This is a genomic window from Maribacter corallii, assembly GCF_047345415.1.
Lineage (GTDB): Bacteria > Bacteroidota > Bacteroidia > Flavobacteriales > Flavobacteriaceae > Maribacter_C.
The window spans coordinates 476,479-498,155 of sequence record NZ_JBLFEP010000001.1; the positions used below are offsets into that span (position 1 = coordinate 476,479).

At 44.7% G+C, this 21,677-nt stretch carries 15 protein-coding genes; 9 read left to right on the forward strand and 6 right to left on the reverse strand.

The annotated features are described in order from the left end of the window. Positions 1-3: 3 nt before the first annotated feature. From ACKWCA_RS02190 to ACKWCA_RS02200, 3 genes are all read right to left on the reverse strand, one after another. Complete coding sequence (locus ACKWCA_RS02190; protein WP_413976496.1) at positions 4-3,135, reverse strand: SusC/RagA family TonB-linked outer membrane protein; 3,132 nt, start codon at positions 3,133-3,135, stop codon at positions 4-6. Between the two features lie 256 nt (positions 3,136-3,391). Next, entirely contained in the window at positions 3,392-4,516 is a 1,125-nt protein-coding gene (locus tag ACKWCA_RS02195) for a glycoside hydrolase family 10 protein (protein WP_413976497.1), read from the reverse strand. Continuing rightward, positions 4,503-5,570, reverse strand: a complete 1,068-nt coding sequence (locus ACKWCA_RS02200; RefSeq protein WP_413976498.1) for a carbohydrate-binding family 9-like protein — start codon at positions 5,568-5,570, stop codon at positions 4,503-4,505. Before ACKWCA_RS02200 ends, ACKWCA_RS02195 begins: the two co-directional genes overlap by 14 nt. Before the next feature lie 146 nt (positions 5,571-5,716). Here ACKWCA_RS02200 and ACKWCA_RS02205 point away from each other — a divergent pair, with 146 nt between their 5' ends. Further along, positions 5,717-6,796, forward strand: a complete 1,080-nt coding sequence (locus ACKWCA_RS02205) for a sensor histidine kinase (protein WP_413976499.1) — start codon at positions 5,717-5,719, stop codon at positions 6,794-6,796. Further along, the gene (locus tag ACKWCA_RS02210) at positions 6,796-7,515 is read left to right on the forward strand and encodes a LytR/AlgR family response regulator transcription factor (protein ID WP_413976500.1); all 720 of its coding nucleotides are present in this window, start codon (positions 6,796-6,798) and stop codon (positions 7,513-7,515) included. Before ACKWCA_RS02205 ends, ACKWCA_RS02210 begins: the two co-directional genes overlap by 1 nt. A gap of 8 nt (positions 7,516-7,523) precedes the next feature. Here the strand turns inward: ACKWCA_RS02210 and ACKWCA_RS02215 are convergent, their stop codons facing one another. Next, positions 7,524-8,570: a sugar phosphate isomerase/epimerase family protein gene (locus ACKWCA_RS02215; RefSeq protein ID WP_413976501.1), complete on the reverse strand. Its 1,047-nt coding sequence runs from the start codon at positions 8,568-8,570 to the stop codon at positions 7,524-7,526. Between the two features lie 281 nt (positions 8,571-8,851). On the opposite strand from ACKWCA_RS02215, the gene ACKWCA_RS02220 reads away from it, so the two are divergent. From ACKWCA_RS02220 to ACKWCA_RS02240, 5 genes are all read left to right on the forward strand, one after another. After that, positions 8,852-11,209 carry a PSD1 and planctomycete cytochrome C domain-containing protein gene (locus ACKWCA_RS02220; protein WP_413976502.1) on the forward strand — a complete coding sequence of 786 codons (2,358 nt, stop codon included), beginning with the start codon at positions 8,852-8,854 and terminating at the stop codon, positions 11,207-11,209. A gap of 3 nt (positions 11,210-11,212) precedes the next feature. Next, on the forward strand, positions 11,213-12,706 hold the full coding sequence (locus ACKWCA_RS02225) for a DUF1501 domain-containing protein (RefSeq protein ID WP_413976503.1): 1,494 nt from the start codon (positions 11,213-11,215) through the stop codon (positions 12,704-12,706). Positions 12,707-12,714: 8 nt separating this feature from the next. Then, a complete protein-coding gene (locus tag ACKWCA_RS02230; RefSeq protein WP_413976504.1) occupies positions 12,715-14,769 on the forward strand; it encodes an FN3 associated domain-containing protein in 2,055 nt (684 codons plus the stop codon). A gap of 12 nt (positions 14,770-14,781) precedes the next feature. Continuing rightward, entirely contained in the window at positions 14,782-16,221 is a 1,440-nt protein-coding gene (locus ACKWCA_RS02235) for a sulfatase family protein (RefSeq protein ID WP_413976505.1), read from the forward strand. Between the two features lie 137 nt (positions 16,222-16,358). Beyond that, complete coding sequence (locus ACKWCA_RS02240; protein WP_413976506.1) at positions 16,359-17,018, forward strand: tRNA1(Val) (adenine(37)-N6)-methyltransferase; 660 nt, start codon at positions 16,359-16,361, stop codon at positions 17,016-17,018. Positions 17,019-17,022: 4 nt separating this feature from the next. Here the strand turns inward: ACKWCA_RS02240 and ACKWCA_RS02245 are convergent, their stop codons facing one another. Together ACKWCA_RS02245 and ACKWCA_RS02250 are read right to left on the reverse strand one after the other, a co-directional pair. Continuing rightward, the gene (locus tag ACKWCA_RS02245) at positions 17,023-17,901 is read right to left on the reverse strand and encodes a dimethylarginine dimethylaminohydrolase family protein (RefSeq protein ID WP_413976507.1); all 879 of its coding nucleotides are present in this window, start codon (positions 17,899-17,901) and stop codon (positions 17,023-17,025) included. 11 nt (positions 17,902-17,912) lie between these two features. Then, a complete protein-coding gene (locus ACKWCA_RS02250; protein WP_413976508.1) occupies positions 17,913-19,217 on the reverse strand; it encodes an amino acid permease in 1,305 nt (434 codons plus the stop codon). Positions 19,218-19,299: 82 nt separating this feature from the next. Between ACKWCA_RS02250 and ACKWCA_RS02255 the strand changes: the two genes are divergently transcribed. Then, on the forward strand, positions 19,300-20,388 hold the full coding sequence (locus tag ACKWCA_RS02255; RefSeq protein ID WP_413976509.1) for an SRPBCC family protein: 1,089 nt from the start codon (positions 19,300-19,302) through the stop codon (positions 20,386-20,388). Between the two features lie 87 nt (positions 20,389-20,475). Beyond that, a complete protein-coding gene (locus ACKWCA_RS02260) occupies positions 20,476-21,654 on the forward strand; it encodes an acyl-CoA dehydrogenase family protein (RefSeq protein WP_413976510.1) in 1,179 nt (392 codons plus the stop codon). Positions 21,655-21,677 lie beyond the last annotated feature (23 nt).

Genomic DNA, 21,677 nt, shown 5'->3' on the forward strand with positions numbered 1-21,677 from the left:
ATATTAAAAATTAACATTCAATGTAAGTCCAATACTCCTCGTAGTCGGCAATGCATAGAAAAGGACACCCTGCGCAAAATTGGAAGTAGAGTAGCTGGACTCAGGATCGAAATTATCAACGTTTTTATATAAAAATAGCAAATTTCTACCCACAGCACTCATCGAAACTCCTTGTATAAAGGTGTCTTTCAAGAACTTTTTGGGCAGGGCATAGGTCAAACTCAACTCCCGCAATCTCACATTCGTTTGATCATAAACATACTCCGAACCGATATTGCTCACGGCACCCCAATAGTCTTGGGCTGAAATCGCTACCGTATTTGGAGAAAAAGTTTCTCCGTCTTCATTTTGGACTACGCCTTCTACCAGAATACCCCCATCTCGAAACTCAAGGGATCGTTCAGAAACACCTGTGCCATCCAGGGCGGCATCGGTACCTGAATACACCTCTCCACCAATTCTAAAATCGATCAGGGCATTCAGGGTAAAGCCTTTATAGGTAAACGTATTGGTCAAACCGCCGGTAGCATCGGGCTGGTAATTTCCAACCTTCTCCCGTTCCGTAGTCGCTTGCGGCCTACCTTCGGCCGTTAAAATCAATTGACCGGCATCATTACGTAAAAAAGTGGTTGCTTCAATATCTCCAAACCCTTCCCCAACTCGAGCTACTGTGGTGACCGTTCCTGAATTCGTATTACTGAACTGGAAGAAATCTTGCCCATCAATAAGGCTCACCAATCTGTTTTCATTTTTAGCGATGTTCGCTGAAATGTCCCAAGAGAAGTTCTGGGTCTGTATCGGGGTACCCCCAATTAAGATTTCGAATCCTTTATTGGTAATCTCCCCCACATTGGTCCTAAAATCGTCAAATCCGGTACCAGCATCTAGAGGCACATCGAAAATCAGATTTTTGGAACTGATGTCATAATATGAAAAATCACCATAGAACCGGTTTTTAAAAGCACTGAATTCAAGTCCGATTTCAGTGGACTCTACATCTTCCGGCAATAGACTCTCACTAAATAAGGTTTTTTGCCTGCTTACCGTAACATTATCCAAAAAGCCATTTGCCGCAATTTTGAATACATTGACCAATTGCTGTGAATCGGTATCGTTACCCACACTGGCAATACTTCCCCGAATCTTTAACAAATCAATGGCACCACCTTCTAGCTTGAAAAGGCGATTCAAAAGAATACTCATACTAATGGAATTGTAGAAGTACGAACGGTTTTCCGCTGCCAATGCCGACGACCAATCATTTCTTCCTGTCACATCTAGATAAAAGGTAGAATCATATGCCAATGACGCTGATCCATAAACGGAGTTCACACTCTTTCGTATACGCGCAGTCTGTTCTGCGAATATCTCTTCGGTATTGTCCAAAAAGGGTCTTCCTGGAATTTTAAAACGTTCCCCGGAAGAAGTTGAGCGAATTCGACCGAATCGAAGCGCATTTGCCCCAATATTCGCGTTAATGTTGAATTTGCTGGAAATATCCTTGTTGACCATAAACAAGACATCATAGTTGGTTTCGCTTCTATCATTGGAAGTGTAGCGAATTCGACCGTTGGACACAAAATGGTGCCCTGTTTTCGTAATACTCTCCGTATCCTGCGAAATTGCATCAGTACCGACCCTCGCGAAAGCCGACAACCAATCCGTAAATTGATATTGCAGTTTGGCCAGACCCGTGATTCTAGATCTTCTATCCCCGTTGAAGTCATTGAATGAAATCCAGTATGGGTTTCCACCTGATGCCGTTGGCGCAATGACCCTGAAGGGGTTTGCGGGATCTATCGCATTTTCGATATTCTGAAAGGTCTTTAAATCTTCGACATTAACATTTCTCGCCAATGGATATAAATAGGCGGCAAGCCCTTCGGTACCTTGATTCGGCCTGTTTTTCGCTTTTTGGAGGAAATAGGTAATCTTGGTATCTAGACTGAGTTTATCCGACAAGTTGGTCGAAGCCCTCAAATTAAAGTTATCTCTTTGAATTCCTGAATTGGGCAGTATTCCATCAATATCGGAATTGGTATAGGAAAATCGAACCGACGATTTTGCACTGCTACCGCTTAAAGCCACGGTGTTGACAAAACTTGTTCCTGTCTCAAAGAAATCCCTCACATTGTCGGGTTGAGCAATATAAGGTCTTTGTTGCCCATTATAGGCCAGCTGCGATGAACCATCGAATCGTGGGCCCCAAGAACCAGAACCGGCTACAACATTTACCTGTGTAGCCAATGGGTCATCAGGGTTGATTTGTGGAAAAATACCATCGCTTCCTCGACCGTATTGATTCTGGTATTTCGGAAGCACCATGGGGTCTTCAAAGGTAGCACTTGAGGTAATGGACACCCCTAGACCAGTACCTGACTTTCCTTTCTTTGTCGTTATAATGATCACACCGTTACTAGCGCGCGAACCATAGAGTGCTGCAGCGTTCGGCCCTTTTAGCACGGACATCGACTCAATATCATCAGGATTGATATCGGAAATACCGGTACCCAAATCCGGAATATTGAACTCTCCGGCCCCGTCGGGAGCGCTTAGTGCGGAATTATCGATAGGAACTCCATCAACCACATATAGCGGTTGATTATTTCCTGTAATAGAATTGTTTCCACGAATCACGACCCGGGTACCTCCACCGGGTCCTGATGTCGTTCTTGAAACAACGACCCCAGCTACTTTACCCGCCAAAGAACTTATGACGTTCGCTTCTTTCACCAAGGCCACATCGGCTCCCTGTACTTCGGTCACGGCATACCCTAGGGATTTCTTTTCCCTACTAATACCAAGTGCGGTAACTACTACCTCATCAAGCTGCGATGCGTCTTCATCTAATGACACATTTACCGTTGATTGCCCCGAGATAGGTACTTCGGCAGTACCGTAGCCCAATGAGGAAAATACCAAAGTGGCTGAAGGACTTGAAACGGCAATACTGTAATTTCCGTCAAAATCGGTGGATGTACCGTTGTTCGTGCCTTTCTCCACAACATTAACGCCCGGCAATGGCACGCCTGACGTATCGGATATCGTACCCGTAACCGTGGTACTTTGCGCTAGCACTCCCTGAAGGAAGAGCAATGCTGCAACTGTTACTAATTGAGTGATTTTTTTGTTCATACAAGTTTGATTTAGTTCGTTATTAGTTTTTTGATTGTAATTTTCAATTTTGCAAAATCTTGTCAGACCGTAGAGAAAATTCGACCAACGACAATTTTGAAAAGCCAGATAACTGACATTCCATCCTATTTCGGAAATAGCCGAGCAGAAATTTCCTTTTTAACGGATTTATTTTTCTTTAGCTAATTTGCTTAGGAATGAATGGATAAAGGAAGTAAACTATTGCGAAATACCATGGGAGCTAGGTAGCTACTGATCAATCACTATCCTTCTCAAAACCCTTGATGACCTCCCATTGTTCGTCATCTATTGCTGGGCCATCGAAGAAAGAAACGCCGGAAGCCCCATTTGCCTTGGCCAAGGCGATTGCCTCGCCCACTTCCTCGGAAGTCATTTCAGGCACGTAGATGCCTGTATGCAATTCGGTGTCTTTTGCCGCCAAATCTTGTACACCTTGTTTGGTAGCATACCCGATCCATTCCACATCCTCGTGATAAAAGCTATTGTAGATCATGGGTAAAACGGCATCCACATTCCACTTATCCCATCGTTGACGCACCATATGGCCCGCCATTTCAGGATAGGGAAATACGGCCGAAGTCAATATTTTGTTATTCTCATGTACAATTTCATAAGCATCATCTACAATGGCCTTCACCTTGTTCAACCGAAAATTTTTCCACTCTATATCAATACCGGGATTCTCGAAATCCCTTGGATTCTTACCGTGTAATTTTTCGAATTCACTCACGCAAACATCACAATAGCAAAAATCGAATTGCGGGAGTTCCTCATTCTGCTCCAAGTCATATTTAGGCAAAAGACTGATAGGAAGAAAGATGTCGGAATATCGGATATAGTCCAAATGCACGCTAGCAATACCATCCACTTTTGCGAGATTTTCGACTAGGCCTAAAATATGATTTCTTGACGCTTCCCGTGTAGGACACAGCCATTTATAATAGCCCACATAGGGCGGATTATCATAGCACGACTTACCATCGCGACTCATGGCATACCATTCCGGATGCTGTGCGGCAATGGAATCACCTGGCCGGTTTATAGTGAACATCCATGCGTGCACCTCCAAATTAAAACGCTTGGCTATTGGCACCAAACGCGATAGTAATTTCGTATCGGCATGCGTATTGATCAAAATGGCATCGATACCGTTATAGCTATACTTAGCGAACTCTTCCGCATAGGAATCATCCGTTCGTTCCGCCTTGGCGGTAATCCAAGTCCAAAACTTGAAGGGCGATTTTTCTTGGACAAGTTCGGCCGTTATTTCCATTTTGTCTTTCTGGTCTGTCTGGCAAGAGGCCAGCGCCAAAAAGAGTGTTAGCACCAGAACCATTTTCAACAATTCACCTTTGTTCATTATCACTAACTTCAAATTTGCCATCTTCTTTAATACTCAATTTTTGGTTTGTAAAAGGACTCTTTACCCAAATAGTCCAGCCATAGGCATATTTGGATAGTTTTGGGGATATGACCCGATTTAAAATTATTTTTTCTTGTTCCACCATTTTCGCTTCTCCAGATTTCGAATAGGCACGAAACAGTTCGTACAGGTACCATTTCAGGTGCTCGTCTTTTGGAATTTCAAACGAGGTTTCGTTACCCGGCTCATCAGTAGAAAAATAGACATACCCCCAGTGCTCTGGCTCGTGCATATTGATAACCCCTTGAGGCGACCAGACCCAGTTGTATTCAGGCAAAAATGTCCCCTGTTGGTCCTTTTTCCTTGCATATTTTCCGTCGACAAGATCAAAATCCCAATTGACCCTAGAAAAATTCATTCTCCAGAATTCGTTTTCAGGAACTTGGGTCGTACCGCCTGGCGCGGTATCAAATGACCAAGGGATCGCCACTTCAACAGACCAGCCTTCATCCACATCGGAAGGATCGTTCAAAGAACCGTCATGATGCACCGCTGACTTTAATCCTTTAAAATCCCATCCTCCTAAAATTTTACCGTGATTGCGATAGGGTTTTGACAAAAACAAGTCCCAAATCGTATTCAGGGCATTCATTTCAAATTCGTAGTAGTTATGGGTATCTCCATCAGGGTCAATGAAAATCTCGAAATCATTATTATAAAAAATGATTGTATCCTTTTGTTTTAAATCCCCCCAGATGTGAGGCTCCTTCAATTCTGCAAATAAATACAAATACCGATCGTCCCAGGTCATTTTCATACGAGTGGCGTACTTGGGCGCTTTCGTTCCCTCGATGTCAATATACTTATCTGACCACTGCGCTGCTTGCCATGGCACTTCTTCAGCCCGACCATCTATCACAAAATCACCAATCGCCTTATAGGCCACATACGTCCTAGGGACGCTTTGACCAAAAGTATGCGTAGTGACTATAAGTAACATCGCACATGCACTCCAAAACATCCTTCGCAATACTGCTTTGTTTGCTTTCATTTTTGATACTTGGTAATTGTTCCGTACTTTTTGCGTCCGTCCCATTAAGACTTAATTAAAGTATTTTATTCTACCTTGGAACGCAAATAATATTAGACCAATAACCACTGGTCGTCGATAGAAACCATAATTTATAGCGCTTAGGAATGTTGACCAATAGCAAATTGAACGAGTATTTAAGACATAAGGGATATGACCTCAGTTACAAGCACCACGTTGTATTTTGGGTCGCTTACTTTATTTTCAACGTCCTGCGGTGGACCGGCCTAAATGACGATCTTGATGGCGCATTAAAGACCAATTTAATTGAGTTTCCCCTGCACATAGCGATTACCTATTTCAATTTGTACTATTTGATGCCTAAATATATTTACACGCAAAAGTATGTGCGCTACGGATTTTTTTTGGCCCTCTCTTTACTCGTGATTTTGCTTGTCAAATACGAGGTGACTTACTTGATCTTGAGCAATGGTTATTGGCCAAATGTGGTTATCGATGTCCTCGATGGTCTCACTTTTAAATATGCCCTGGAAACGGTTATTGGAGAGTTTTACGTGGTTTCTTTTGTGACAGCCTTGAAAATCACTTTGGACTGGATGCGTGAAAATGACAAAATACACATGCTCGAAAAAGAACAACTGACCACCGAGCTCAAGTTCTTACGATCTCAAGTCTCTCCACATTTCTTTTTCAATACCCTGAACAACATTTATTCACTGACCCTTGAAAAATCGGATAAAGCCCCCGCGGTCATCCTCAAACTTTCAGAATTCATGAGGTATTTACTTTATTCGACCAATAAGCCCCGGCAGGATTTAAAAAATGAATTGGATAGTATTCAAAATTATATCGACCTCGAGCGCATCCGTTTTGATGACTCCCTTCAAATAGATGTGGCCATATCGGGTGAATTGGAGCACAAGAAAATCGCCCCCATGCTACTCATTCCTTTAGTTGAAAATTGTTTTAAGCACGGGGCGAATAAAAGTATCGGAAAAGTAGATATTTGTATTGACGCCAAAGTAGTCGATGATTTTTTGTATTTTAAAGTATCGAACACCATTCCTACAAAGGGGGTGTCAAAGCCTGAATTTTTGGAGAATAGTGGCATTGGACTCTCGAATGTCAAAAAAAGATTGGAACTGGGTTACGACCCTAAAGATTACGCCCTTGAAATCTTTGAACAGGAAGATAAGTATCGTGTGAATCTTAAATTGAAAGTATAATGGTATTGAGAGCAATAATAATCGATGACGAACCCTTAGCCATCAATGTACTCAAAAATTACATTGAAAAGGTCGGGGAATTACAGTTGGAAAAAACGTTTTCAAACGCAATAGAAGCACAATCCTATATTCAGAACAATGCTGTTGATATCATATTTTTGGACATCAACATGCCTTTGCTCAGTGGTCTTGATTTTCTAAAGAGCATGACTATCGAACCTCAGGTCATCATCACGACGGCCCATGAAAAATATGCGCTTCAAAGCTACGAACTCGAAGCGATAGACTATTTGATAAAACCCATTCCGTTCCCTCGATTCTTGAAATCGGTGAATCGAATCATAAAACTAAGGAACGTGGGAAACGACGACCTCCAGTCGATGCCTACCAGGGGGCATATTTTTGTAAAAGTAGACAAGAAAAGACTCCAGAAAATATACCTAGATGAAATCATGGTCGTCGAAAGCTTGAAAGACTATATTCGAATTATCACGAGTGCTTCCAAATATATTGTGCATCGAACCCTATGTAGCTTTACCGAAGAACTGCCCTCGGATAAATTTATGCGAATTCATCGATCTTTCACGGTAGCCTTGGATAAGGTAGACGTGATTGAAGGAAATAGTTTAGAGATTGGCGGTATTCGGTATACGATTGGCCGAAGCTATCTGCCAGAAACAAAAGACAGGCTTCTGAACCGTATCATCAAGACCTCATAAACGTTGATTTACTTCAAAGCTCGTTCACAAAAGCCCAGACAATTTCTTACCTCAACTATTGCATCCGAACCTTCGGGCACCTTGTATTCCAATTCAATGGTTGCGGGAAACCCATAGTTGTTGTTTCGCATAACTTGCAGCGCTTGGGCTATGGGTGTATCACCCTGACCCCATGGAAGGTTTCCTTTATTGTGTTCCGGGGTTTGACGGTCCTTCAGGTGCATACTCTTGATACGATCGTGTTTGGTCATGATAATCTCCAATGGTTTTGAATTACCGGCAGCCACATAATGCCCCAAATCAAGGTTCAAGGCATTGTAATCGGATTGTTGCAATGCAGTATCCCACAAGGTGGGGGTTTGCTGCTCATGACCGTGATATCCGATATGGATTCCGTTCTTTTTAGCAAGTCCTCCCAGCCGCATGGTATGAACATCGTCACTGGGGTGCTCAACGGTTACATGACTTGCACCAAGCACCTTTCCTACCTTCATACCCCATTCGATGTCCGCATCGGAATTGTCTTTTCCGAACGTATTCCTCGGTTTGAATGCATAGATAGTGACCCCCGAATCATTGTACATTTTACGAAATTGTCGGAATTTATCCATATCCGCGGTCATACGCCATTGCGACACCTGCTTTTTATATGATTCGAGCTGGGCAGACAGGTCTGCCAACTCCTTCTGCTCCTCGTCCGTGATCGCACCATCTCTTTTCTTGCTGGTCAGGCCCCACATAGCACGCATATCGATCGGGTTATCGGGTCTCCCTGCAAAAACCTCCGCCGGATCCCCAATCAGTTCAATCGCATTAATTCCCGTATCCAAAATATACTTTAAGGTGGCCTCCGCACTTTGATCATCCATACTCCTGAAAGAATAAGTAATCACCCCGATCTGAACACCATTGATTACGGAATAGGGTTTTCGGTAATGCTTCAAAATTGCCGGGGCACTAAAAAGGGAAGAGCCTGACAAAGCCATACCCACAGTTGCTAATGAGGATTTCGAAATGAACTTTCGTCGTCCTGCTTGATCGATAGTATTCTTCATAGGGTATATTTTAAATTGAGGATTATCATCCAATTAATATACAATAGTTTTTCATAGGATTTCCGAGAGTACTGCGTTCCTATTATTTCAAGGGAGTTAACCGAGCATACTGTCCGCTGTGGAACGCTGTACCATTCTACCCGATACAGATTCGATTCCTTAGGCTCGTAAATGATAATCCCACCTTGGTAGCCTAGAATGGGGCATTCAGCTAAAAAAACGCATTAAAAACTTCATTTTTGCGTAAATTCAGGGCATTAATCGGCACTAAAAAAGTCTCTATGTCCTTACGCTTTTATCGCAGTCCATTATTACGGCCGCACATAAAACTAGCCTTGTTTATCGCATTGCTTACGGCAAGCTGTAACACGGACACCCAATCGGGCAGACTGGTCTCAGTAAATGAAAACACGAAAACCCTTCCCGAGGTGGTCGATTTTACCTTTGACGTGAAACCCATCCTCTCCGATCGGTGCTTTAAATGCCACGGCCCTGATAAGAACGCGATTGAAGGTGATTTGTCCCTTTTTACTGCCGAGGATGCATATAAAGCGTTGGGCGAGCAGAAAGACCACTTTGCCATCGTTCCGAAAGATACCGAACAAAGTACCTTGGTCGAGCGCATCTATTCCGAAGATACCAATCTACAAATGCCGCCCCCGGAATCAAACCTGGATCTATCCGACTACGAAAAAGCCCTTTTGACCAAATGGGTGGAACAAGGAGCCGAATTCAAACCGCACTGGGCATTCAGCCCCCCCGTTCTCCCTGAGGTCCCAGAAAAAAAAGACGATTGGGGAACGAATGAAATCGATCATTTCATCTATGCCAAATTACAACAAAATGGTCTTGCGCCTAGCGAAAAGGCCGCTCCTGAAAAGTTACTCAGACGCATTTCCTTTGACCTAACGGGCCTTCCACCAACAGCAGCACAGTTGGAGCATTTCTTAAACGACAATTCGGAGGATGCACTCGAAAAACATATCGATGCCTTATTGGCCAGTACGGACCATGCTGAACATATGGCCGCCGAATGGATGGATATCGCCCGTTACGCCGATACTCATGGGTACCAGGATGACTTTGAACGCATCATGTGGCCGTGGCGTGATTGGGTCATTCATGCCTTTAAGGAAAATTTGCCCTATGACGAGTTCGTTACCTATCAGCTGGCAGGAGATTTATTGCCCAATGCCACTATGGAGCAGATCCTGGCAACTGGTTTCAATCGCAATCATAAAATCACGGGTGAGGCAGGGGTCATTCCCGAAGAATACCGAACGGAATACGTAGCGGACCGTACGAATACCTTAGGCACTGCTTTTTTAGGGCTTACCCTGGAATGTGCACGATGTCACGACCACAAATACGATCCCGTAAGCCAAGAAGAACATTTTGAGCTTTTTAGTTTTTTCAACAACGTTCCGGAAGTTGGTTTGATGCCAAGCCTTGATGCGATACCCGAACCCTATATCACAGTCTCCGAAAAAGATGCGAACGGCATACTGGACTTTATCAACTTTCAAAAAAGTCCCTTAAAGGAAGTGCCGGTCATGGTGATGAAAGAAATGGAAAAGCCCAGACAATCATTTATTTTGGACCGTGGAGCTTATGACCGACCGACCACGGAAGTCTTTCCGAAAACCCCGGAAGCCGTTCTTCCCTATGCTGAGGAACATCCCAAAAATCGCTTGGGTCTTGCACAGTGGCTGTTTGAAAAAGAGCATCCATTGACCGCACGCGTTGCGGTCAATCGCTTGTGGCAGCGCATGTTCGGCACGGGTATCGTAAGCACCTCGAACGACTTTGGTAATCAAGGAGCCTTACCAACACATCCTGATTTATTGGATTATTTGGCGCTCAAATTCCAAAATGAAGGATGGAACATCAACGAAATGCTGAAATATATTGCCCTTTCGGACACTTATCAGCAAAGCACCACTGTAACCCCGGAATTGTTGGAAAAAGATCCCGAAAATAAATTGTTGGCCCGGGCACCCCGGTTGCGCCTTTCCGCTGAGATGATACGGGATCAAGCCTTAGCAGTAAGCGGGCTTTTAAACAAAGAGGTAGGCGGCCCTAGTGTCAAACCCTATCAACCGGAAGGTATTTGGGAAGAAACCACAGGCGGCGGGGGTGGCAGCACGGCTTCATACATTCAAAGTACAGGGGAGGATCTGTATCGAAAAAGTCTTTATACGTTCTGGAAACGCACTGTACCCCCACCCAATATGATGACCTTCGATGCCTCGTCTCGGGATATATGTTCGGTCAAAAGACAAGAGACCAACACCCCATTACAAGCCTTGGTATTATTGAACGATCCGCAGGTCATCGAAGCTTCTCGGGTATTGGCCTTAAACGCCCTTACAACCCAAGAACAATCTATTGAGGCACAGATTACCTATGTTTTTCAACGGGCCACAAGCCGGTTGCCAAGCCCGTCGGAACTGGAAAGTCTTTCGAAGTATTATGATGCAATGCTGGCACAAGTACAAGAAGAGGAAGTGCGCCCTGAAGACTATTTAAAAATCGGAACCTATGAGGTTCCCGAAGCTATAGACAAGAAGGTTCTGGCAGCCCTTTCCTTGACATCACATACCATTTTGAATCTCGACGAAACCATTACAAGAGGATAGCATATGAGCGAAAAGAAAATTATTGAAGATCGATCTCTAATACTGAACCGAAGGGCGTTTTTAGGAAAGTCCGCCTTAGGTATTGGCGGGGTCGCATTGGGATCGTTATTGGGAGTGAGCTGTTATCGGAAGGACAAGAACGGACTCTTAATGGCCGACTCCGGTGCTGGCGGAATACAGGGTATCTTGAACTCGTTACACCACAATGCCAAAGTGAAACGGGTGATATATCTGTTTCAGAGCGGCGGCCCGTCACAGTTAGAACTTTTTGATTATAAACCCACCTTAAACAAAAGAAGAGGCGAAGATTTACCCGAGTCGATTCGCAATGGCCAACGCCTGACCGGAATGACTTCAGGACAGGATAGCTTTCCCTTGGTGGGATCACAGTTCGGATTCAATCAATACGGAAAAAGCGGAGCTTGGATCAGTGATCTTTTGCCTTACACAGCTAAAATGGTCGATGACATTTGTATCATCAAATCCATGTATACCGAAGCGATCAATCATGATCCGGCCGTCACCTTCTTTCAGACAGGTTCGCAGCAGCCGGGCAGACCAAGTATCGGCTCATGGTTGAGTTACGGTCTGGGCAGTGAAAATGAGAACCTACCTGCATTTACGGTATTATTATCCAGGGGATCGGGCAGACCCAATGGCCAACCGCTTTACACCCGACTATGGGGCAACGGTTTTTTACACTCGTTGCACCAAGGGGTACAATTTAGGGCCGCAAAAGACCCGGTATTGTATCTCAATGATCCAGAAGGAACCACCAAACGCACCAAGCGTGCCATGTTGGATCAATTAGCAGAGCTGAACGACCAGCACTACCAAAAATCGGGGGACCCGGAAATTCAAAGTCGAATTGCCCAATATGAAATGGCCTATCGCATGCAAACATCGGTGCCGGAAGTCATGAACACCGAAAAGGAACCGGACTATATCTATAAGATGTATGGCGCCGATGCAAAAATTCCAGGTACGTTTGCGGCCAATTGCCTATTGGCTCGAAGACTGGCGGAGCAAAATGTTCGTTTTATCCAATTGTATCACATGGGATGGGACCAACATGACAACCTCCCGAATGCCATCGAGAAACAGGCGAAGGATGTTGACCAAGCCTCGGCAGCCCTGATTGCCGATCTAAAACAACGGGGCATGTTGGAAGACACCTTGGTCGTATGGGGCGGGGAATTTGGCCGGACCAATTATTCACAAGGGCTACTGACCGACACCGATTACGGACGTGATCACCATCCGAGATGTTTTACAATGTGGATGGCCGGAGGAGGTATCAAACCGGGTATGGTCTATGGTGAAACGGATGAATTCGGTTATAATATCGTTCAAAACCCGGTGCACGTGCATGACTTTCAAGCGACAATGCTACATCAGCTCGGAATAGACCACGAAAAACTCATCTATAAATATCAAGGCAGACGTTTTAGGCTGACTGATGTCGAAGGGCACCTTGTGAAAGACATTTTAGCCTAATTCGCCTCATGTTGATACTGACTATTCAAATAGGACATTTTCATCCGCTTTTGGTGCACTTGCCCATCGGCATCATCCTCTTGGCATTTGCTTTGGAGATCTATGGTCATTTTAAGCCGAAGCTGTCTATCAATGAAATTGTTTCCTTTACACTAGCCACCGCAGCAGTAACCGCATTATTTTCTTTAGGAACCGGATGGCTCTTGGGCGAAGAAGGCGGATTTGACGAAGACCTGCTCTTTTTGCACCGGTGGATGGCTGTGGCGTTTACGGTGACCACTATGGTACTGTTTTTTTTAAAACGGTCTGAGTCGATAGTTGCCCAAAAGCTGTACATACCCGTTTTCGTTATTGTTCTGATTTTAATAGCCGCAACGGGACATTATGGAGGAAATATGACCCATGGTGAGGACTATCTCTTTCGAGATACGGCCCCTGACGACATCATCATCAAAGATGTTGCCGAAGCACAGGTACACGCAGAAATCGTTCAGCCCATTTTGAATGCCAAATGTGTAAGTTGCCATAACAAGGGAAAAATCAAGGGAGGACTCCTTATGACCACTGCACAGGATTTGGAGAAGGGCGGTGATTCAGGAAGCGTGTTCGATTCCATCGACGGAAAACCACTCCTCGTCCATCGCATACACCTACCCGTTGAAGATGAGGAGCATATGCCCCCCAAAGGAAAAGTACAGTTGACCCCTGAAGAGATTACCTTACTCGAATGGTGGATTACCAATGACCATTGTCTGAACTGCAAGACCAAAGACCTGAACACTTCAGAAAAATTGGAGGTGGTTTTAGCAAGCCTAGAGGAAGATGACTCCCCGCGTGCCATGATTGCAAAAGAAGTAGATGCAGTTCCAGAATCATGGCTTGCAGAATTAAAGACCTTTGGCATTACTGCATATCCACTGGAAGAGGGCAATCCTTTGCTAATCGCCAGTCTCTTCGGTGAGAAGGAGGAGCTCGAGGAAAAACTTGAACTTCTTGACACCCATGCCGAAAACATTGTCGAACTGAATTTGGGAAATTCGGCAATGAACGATACCCTTTCTGAATGGATCGGCCGTTTCGAAAATCTGACCAAATTACAACTGCAAAATACAAGAATCACAGACGAGTCAGTAGCAATATTCAAGGAACTTCCATACTTAGAATCGCTAAATCTATATGGAACGGCGATCAGCGATCAAATTTTTGAAATCGCCGAAAAAATGCCCGGTTTGAAATCCCTTTATCTGTACCAAACACAGGTTACCCCTACGACAACGGAAAGATTTCAATCTGATTTTCCCGATATTGCCGTTCAACATATTCCCAAAGATGCATTCAAATCCGTGACCCTATCAGCCCCAACCATAGTAGCCGCTACCACGTTCTTTAAAGATTCACTGCAAATTGCATTGGAAAACACTTTTGAAGAGTCGAAAATATTTTACACCCTTGACGGAACCTTACCGGACAGTACCGCCTTATCGTACAAAGGACCTTTTACCATAAAAGAGTCCACCACCGTAAGTGCGATGGTCTTTAAAGAGGGCTGGAAATCAAGTGAAGTAAATACACAAAGCTTTAAGACTACTGCTGTAGATTATGCCGATGTTTCCTTGAATACCCCACCTAATGAAAAGTACAAAGGTCAATTTGGCAAGACCTTGGTCGATTTAAAAAGGGGGTCCACCAACTTTGTCGATGGAAATTGGCTAGGTTATGAGGGAAGTCATTTCAGTACTACCCTGACCTTAAAGGAACCTAAGGAGATTTCGACCGTCTCAGTAGGTGCACTCTCCGCGCCTACCAGTTGGATTTTCTATCCCGTAGGACTGCAGGTATACGTTTCGGATAACGGAAAACAATTCAAACGAATCAAGAGCCTGCAATTCCCTAAAGAAGAACCGAACAATTCGGTCGCCCTCAAATTCTTTGATATCGAAATCCCCCCTACTCAGGCAAAATATGTCAAAGTTGAAATACGAAGTCCATTAAAAAATCCGTCATGGCACCCGAATCCTGGTGGAAAAAGTTGGATCTTTATCGATGAAATCATTCTCAACTAAAAAATATACCTCATGTCTCATACCTTAGTTCGATCATTGCTCATTTTACTGGTTTTGGTCTTTGCCATGTGCAAACCTGAAGCGGTCGAAAAAGACGTAAAAGGGCCACCCAATGTGGTGTTGATTTTTACGGACGACCAGGGGTATCAAGATGTTGGTGTCTTCGGTGCGCAGGATATTGCCACGCCAAATCTTGACCAAATGGCAGCCGATGGTATCAAGCTGACCAGCTACTATTCTGCCCAAGCGGTGTGTTCCGCTTCAAGGGCAGGAATCTTGACAGGTTGCTACCCCAATCGTATCGGCATTCACAATGCCCTAGGCCCTGACAATACCCATGGGATCAACGCCTCGGAAACTACAATGGCCGAAATGCTGAAGGCCCAAGGATATAAGACCGGCATTTATGGAAAGTGGCATCTCGGCCATCATAAAAAATTCTTGCCCACAAGACATGGTTTTGATGAGTGGTTTGGCATACCCTATTCCAATGATATGTGGCCTTTTCATCCACAACAGGGGCCCATTTTCAACTTTCCCGATCTGCCCTTGTACGAAAATGAGACCATTATCGATACCCTCGTCGAGCAGTCACAACTCACCACTCAAATCACGGAACGAAGTGTCGATTTTATCAATCGGAACAAGAACAACCCGTTTTTTTTGTACGTGCCCCATCCGCAACCTCATGTACCGCTGTTCGTATCGGATAAGTTCAAAGGGAAATCGAACAGGGGGCTATATGGCGATGTCATTATGGAAATCGATTGGTCAGTAGGTCAGATCATCGATGCCTTGAAAAGCAATGGGCTGGAAGAAAACACCATCGTCATCTTTACTTCCGACAATGGTCCTTGGCTCTCTTACGGAAACCATGCCGGGAGTGCTTTCCCCCTAAGGGAAGGAAAAGGCACGGCCTGGGAAGGTGGACAAAGAGAACCTTTCATTATGAAGTACCCGGCACAACTAGAACCCGGTCGCGTTTTGGACACCCCGGTCATGGCAATAGACATGCTACCTACAATTGCCGAAATAACAGAGGCCAAATTACCTGAAAAAACCATTGACGGAAAAAGTGTTTGGCGTGTGCTGAACGGCGAATCGAGCAAAAGTCCACAAGAGGCTTATTTCTTTTACTACCGCGTCAATGAATTGTTCGGAGTGCGATATGGAAAATGGAAACTGTACTTCCCGCATCGTTATCGCACCATGAACGGTCAAGAATTGGGCAAAGATGGGTTGCCTGGTGACTATAGAATGATCGATATGGAAGAAATCGAACTCTATGATGTCGTGAACGATATCAGTGAAACCAAGAACGTCGCTGCGGAAAATCCTAAAATAGTGGACAAGATAAAACTGCTGGCCAATGACATGCGGTCACGCTTGGGGGATTCCCTTCTAGAACTGGAAGGCTCGGAAACACGAGAGCCGGGTCGACTAAATCAATAACCTAAAAAGTCACGCCGAACGGAGTCGAGACGAGGTTAACAAAAATCGTCCTCGCCTACGCTCGAACTAACAGCACAACGCAATTGAGTAAACCCTTCAAATTCAAACAGTTTTCGATTCACCAAGATCGGTGCGCCATGAAAATCGGGACCGATGGGGTATTGCTAGGTGCTTGGGCCAACATAGATCATAAACCGAACGCTATATTGGACATCGGTGCAGGTACCGGGATTCTCTCCTTGATGTTAGCACAACGAAGTACGGCAGAAAATCTGGAAGCAATTGAAATTGACGAAGGGGCTTATGAACAATGTGTCGAGAATTTCGAAGCTTCCCCCTGGGCGGATCGTCTATTCTGTTATCATGCCGGATTGGATGAGTTTTTGGAAGCGCCTGAAGAACCCTATGACCTGATCATTTCCAATCCGCCTTTCTATACAGAAGCCGTTTCCAGCGGAAATGAACCAAGAGATAGGGCGCGACAAAATCGATCTTTACCTTTTGAAGAATTGCTGGAGGGTGCATCAAAACTACTTTCTCCCGAGGGGCTTTTCTCCACGGTCATTCCCTTTAAAGAGGAAGCCGAATTCGTAACCTTAGCTGCTTCTTTCGGTCTTTTTCCCAGCAGCATCCTAAGAGTTAGGGGAAATCCTTCGACGGCACTGAAAAGAAGCCTGTTGGAATTCCGTTTTAAGGAAGGCAAGCTGATGGAAGATGAGCTGACCATTGAAATTAAGCGACATACCTACACCAAGGAATATATCGCACTGACCAAGGCATTTTACTTGAATATGTAGTCTTTTATCTCCGTCGTTTCAGGGGTCTGGTCAGACAGGTTGGGCCGCCACCCCCTTTGACACTGATTTCTTGTCCGCTATAGGTCAATACTTCGCAACCTGCCTTTTCAAGGGCCTTCCGTGTTTTCGGATTGCCTTCGACCATAATACACTTTCTTGGCCCAACGGCCAGTACGTTACAACCCATACTGTCAAATTCATCATCCGGTACTTCGATCAGCTCAAAACCCAGGTCCCACAGGTACGTTCTAAAACGAATCGGCATCAATGGTGAATACACTACTGCCAAATCTTTATCCACTGGACTTAATATCGACATCAAATGAAAAACATCAGTCTCTCCCCTGTAATGGGGCAAGTCGGCCACAATTACCTGAACACCATTTGGGGCAAGCAAGTGCTTCAATTGTCGAATTCCTTCGATGTTCGTGCGGTAAGTATGCCCTACGGCCAAAGTGGTTTCGTTTAACCAAGCTACATCGCCTCCTTCAATGGTTCCTGGGGATTCAATTACTCCTAAAACAGGAATATCATGGGCCATGAAGGTCTTGCGCTGCGCTGCGGGCTCCCCTCTTCTATCGGCCTTTCCCATCGAACAAATGATCATCCCAAAATCTGTAGCAATAGATGCATCCCTACAATACACACTATCCAAAGATAATTGTGCATCGCGTGGAAAATAGCTCACATCGATCCCTTCATTTTTTAATAAGGCCTCAAAAGCACCGTACTCTATCTTCGCCAAGGTCAATTCGGGTTTGCTTAAGTAGTTTAAGGTTTCCCATTCCTCTTGCAATTTATCCTCATCGATAAAGGCATTGGTGACGGTTTTGATATATAGCGAAACCATTTGAAGGTATTCTGAATGATGCGTATGGGGCATGGTCAAATCTCTTAGTTGTTTTTGTTATTTCGGTATTTCATCCAAATATAAAAGGGAATGCCTGCTAGCAATAGTAGAAAGCCCCAGTAAACGGCCTCTTCCCCTGCTCCATAGATGGCCCATAAGGAGAAAAAGAAGGAGAGAATCCCTATTCCTACGGTCGAAATCTTATTTTTCATCTGATACTTTCGTTCTATAAGAATCAGTCCATAGGAAGCTGAAGTAAAAAGATAGGGTACTAAAGTGCACAAGGTGGACAAAAGGATAATGAATTTAAATTGTTCAACAAGTCCGCCGGTATAGTTCATAAGCATCACTATCGAGGAGAGTATACTACCGATAACCAACCCTAGAATGGGTACGCCTTTCTTATTTTCCTTTCTAAAAACCCTTGGAAACAGGTCATCTTGGGCGGTCGCCATTGCGATTTGACTTTGAATCAATATCCACCCGTTCAAACCCCCGAAGGCAGCGATTGCGGCGCCTATTGCAATCATGTCGCGACCCCATTCCCCGGCCATGATCGCCATGGCATCGGCAAAGGGTGCCGGGGAATGGGAGAGCAAATCCGAAGGAATCATTCCCATCACCACTACGGTACTCAACATGTAAATCAAAGTGGTGACAACCGTACCCAGAAGAGTCGCCCTGGGAATTGTTTTTTCTGGGTTTTCAATATTTCCTGCAGGAACTGTTGCACTTTCAACCCCTAAGAAGGCGTACAGGGTCATCGCCGCGGTTATGGCGATAGCGGCCATAGGAGTCTCAGAACTCGGATTGAACGGGGTGAAATTGGCAATATCAAAGAAAAAAAGGCCTCCGATTATGATGACTATTAGGGGAATCAATTTTAAAAGGGTGGTCACCACTTGCAATTTACCCGATTCCCGAACGCCCCTGCTATTGACCCAGGTCAATACCCAAATGGCCCCCAAGCCAACTAAGACGGCATATATGGCATTGGTTTCCAGAATAGGAAACAGCACACTTAGCGCACTGACGAAGGCGATGGCTATTGCCGCATTGGACACCCAGACCGAAATCCAATAGCCCCATGCGACTATAAAGCCTGCGAAATCACCCAGACCTGCCCTAGTATACGCATAAGGCCCGCCATTCTTATGACGTACTAAGACACTGAGTTTTCCAAAAACCTTAGCGAGTAGAAGAGCTCCTATCGCAGAAAAAAGCCATCCAAAAATACTAATACCCCCATAGGGGGCGAGTGCCGCAGGCATCATAAAAACCCCGGCCCCGATCATATTTCCAATCACAAGTGATGTGCTGGTCCATAGCCCTATTTTTTTTACTTCCATGTGCAATACTTTGGTTGGGCTATTTGTTGGATAATTAGTTACATTTGAGTGGCACCTTTTCGAATGTACAAATTAAATGGCAATGGGATATAACTTTGATATTGATCCGGATATTACCAAAGCGGAAACCTTACCAGCGTCGTTTTATCGAGATCCGGAAATCTTTGAGGCGCTCAAAAAGACCGTTTTCTACCGATCATGGCAATGGATCGGCGATACCACCTTGATAAATACCGCTCAAAACGCGTATCCCTTTATCTTGCTAGACGGATTTTTGACCGAACCCATGCTGTTGACCAAAGATGGCGATGAAACCATCCACTGTCTGACCAATGTCTGCACTCATAGGGGCAATTTATTGTTGGATGGGCCTGCAAAAACAAGAAAACTGATCTGTGGATACCATGGAAGGCGTTTTGCATTGGATGGGAACTTTGAACATATGCCGGAGTTCAAAGAGACCAAGGATTTTCCTAGACCTTGTGACAACCTCCACCGATTTCCATTACGAAGATGGGGGCCATTGCTTTTTGCCGGGCTACATACGTCTTTTGACTTTGAATCGGTACTGAATGACATGAACGAACGTGTCGGGTTTTTACCGCTTGATCAATTCAAGTTACATGAAAGTAGAGGCAAAGACTATATCGTCAATGCCCATTGGGCCCTGTACTGTGACAATTACCTTGAGGGCTTTCACATCCCTTTTGTACATGAAGATCTCGATGCCGTTCTAGACTATGGAAGTTATGACACTGTTCTATACAACTACTGCAACCTTCAAATCGGTTATGCCGAGGGCGCTGAAGAAGTTTTCGATCTTCCTGATAATCATCCTGATTTCGGTAAAAAAGTGGCGGCCTATTACTACTGGGTATTTCCGAATATGATGTTCAATTTTTATCCCTGGGGACTCTCCGTCAACCTTGTGCAGCCCATCAGCATGAATCAAACCAAAGTAAGCTTTAGCAGTTATGTTTATGATGTTGCAAAATTGGACAAAGGAGCAGGTTCAGGCCTTGACAAAGTGGAACTGGAGGATGAAGCGGTGGTCGAAGGTGTGCAAAAAGGGGTTCGATCCGAATTCTATAAGGCAGGAAGGTTTTCACCCAATCGAGAAAAAGGGGTACATCATTTTCATCGGCTTCTGGCGGAGTTCTTGAACACGTAGAGTGCTTGCCAAGCACCAATGAAATATAACAATACATCGGCTTATTGTTATATTTTTAATATTTATCTTTGTCAAAAATTGGAATGTATGCGACCCGATCTATTTGAAGCTCCCGACTATTACAACTTGGATGACCTCTTCTCCGAAGAGCATCTTTTGGTGCGTGATGCGGCCCGTCAGTGGGTGAAACGTGATGTTTCCCCTATTATCGAAGAATATGCGCAAAAGGCGGAGTTTCCCAAGCAGATTATCAACGGGCTGGCTGAGATTGGGGCATTCGGACCTTATATTCCCGAGGAATACGGAGGGGCCGGATTGGACCAAATCAGTTATGGGCTTATTATGCAAGAAATTGAACGCGGCGATAGTGGAGTTCGATCTACGGCCTCTGTACAGTCGTCGTTGGTCATGTATCCCATTTTCACCTATGGAAACGAGGCGCAACGTAAAAAATACCTCCCAAAATTGGCTACTGGAGAATGGATGGGCTCGTTTGGATTAACAGAGCCGAACCACGGTTCGAACCCTGGGGGAATGGAAACAAAATTTAAGGATATGGGCGACCACTATCTGTTGAACGGGGCCAAGCTTTGGATTTCGAACTCACCTTTCTGTGATATTGCGGTCGTATGGGCTAAAAATGAAGCGGGCCGTATTCACGGACTTATTGTTGAACGCGACATGGAAGGTTTTTCTACGCCCGAAACGCATAACAAATGGTCATTACGCGCTTCTGCCACCGGAGAGTTGATTTTTGATAACGTCAAGGTACCCAAAGAGAATCTCTTACCGGGCAAAAACGGACTAGGCGCTCCTTTAGGCTGCTTAGACTCCGCCCGTTATGGCATCTCATGGGGCGCTATCGGTGCAGCTATGGATTGCTATGATACCGCTCTTCGCTATGCCAAAGAACGGGTGCAATTCGGAAAACCCATAGCAGCATTTCAATTGCAACAGAAAAAATTGGCCGAAATGATCACCGAGATTACCAAGGCACAGTTACTGGCCTTCCGCTTAGGCCAACTGAAAAACGAAGGCAAGGCCTCTACGGCACAAATTTCAATGGCAAAACGCAACAATGTCGACATGGCCATCAAAATTGCACGTGAAGCAAGGCAAATACTAGGGGGAATGGGAATCACCGGCGAATACAGTATCATGCGTCATATGATGAACCTGGAAAGTGTCATCACGTATGAGGGTACCCATGACATCCATTTGTTGATTACCGGAAGTGATATTACCGGTATTCCTGCTTTTCAGTAGATTTGTAGCATCACATTAAATCC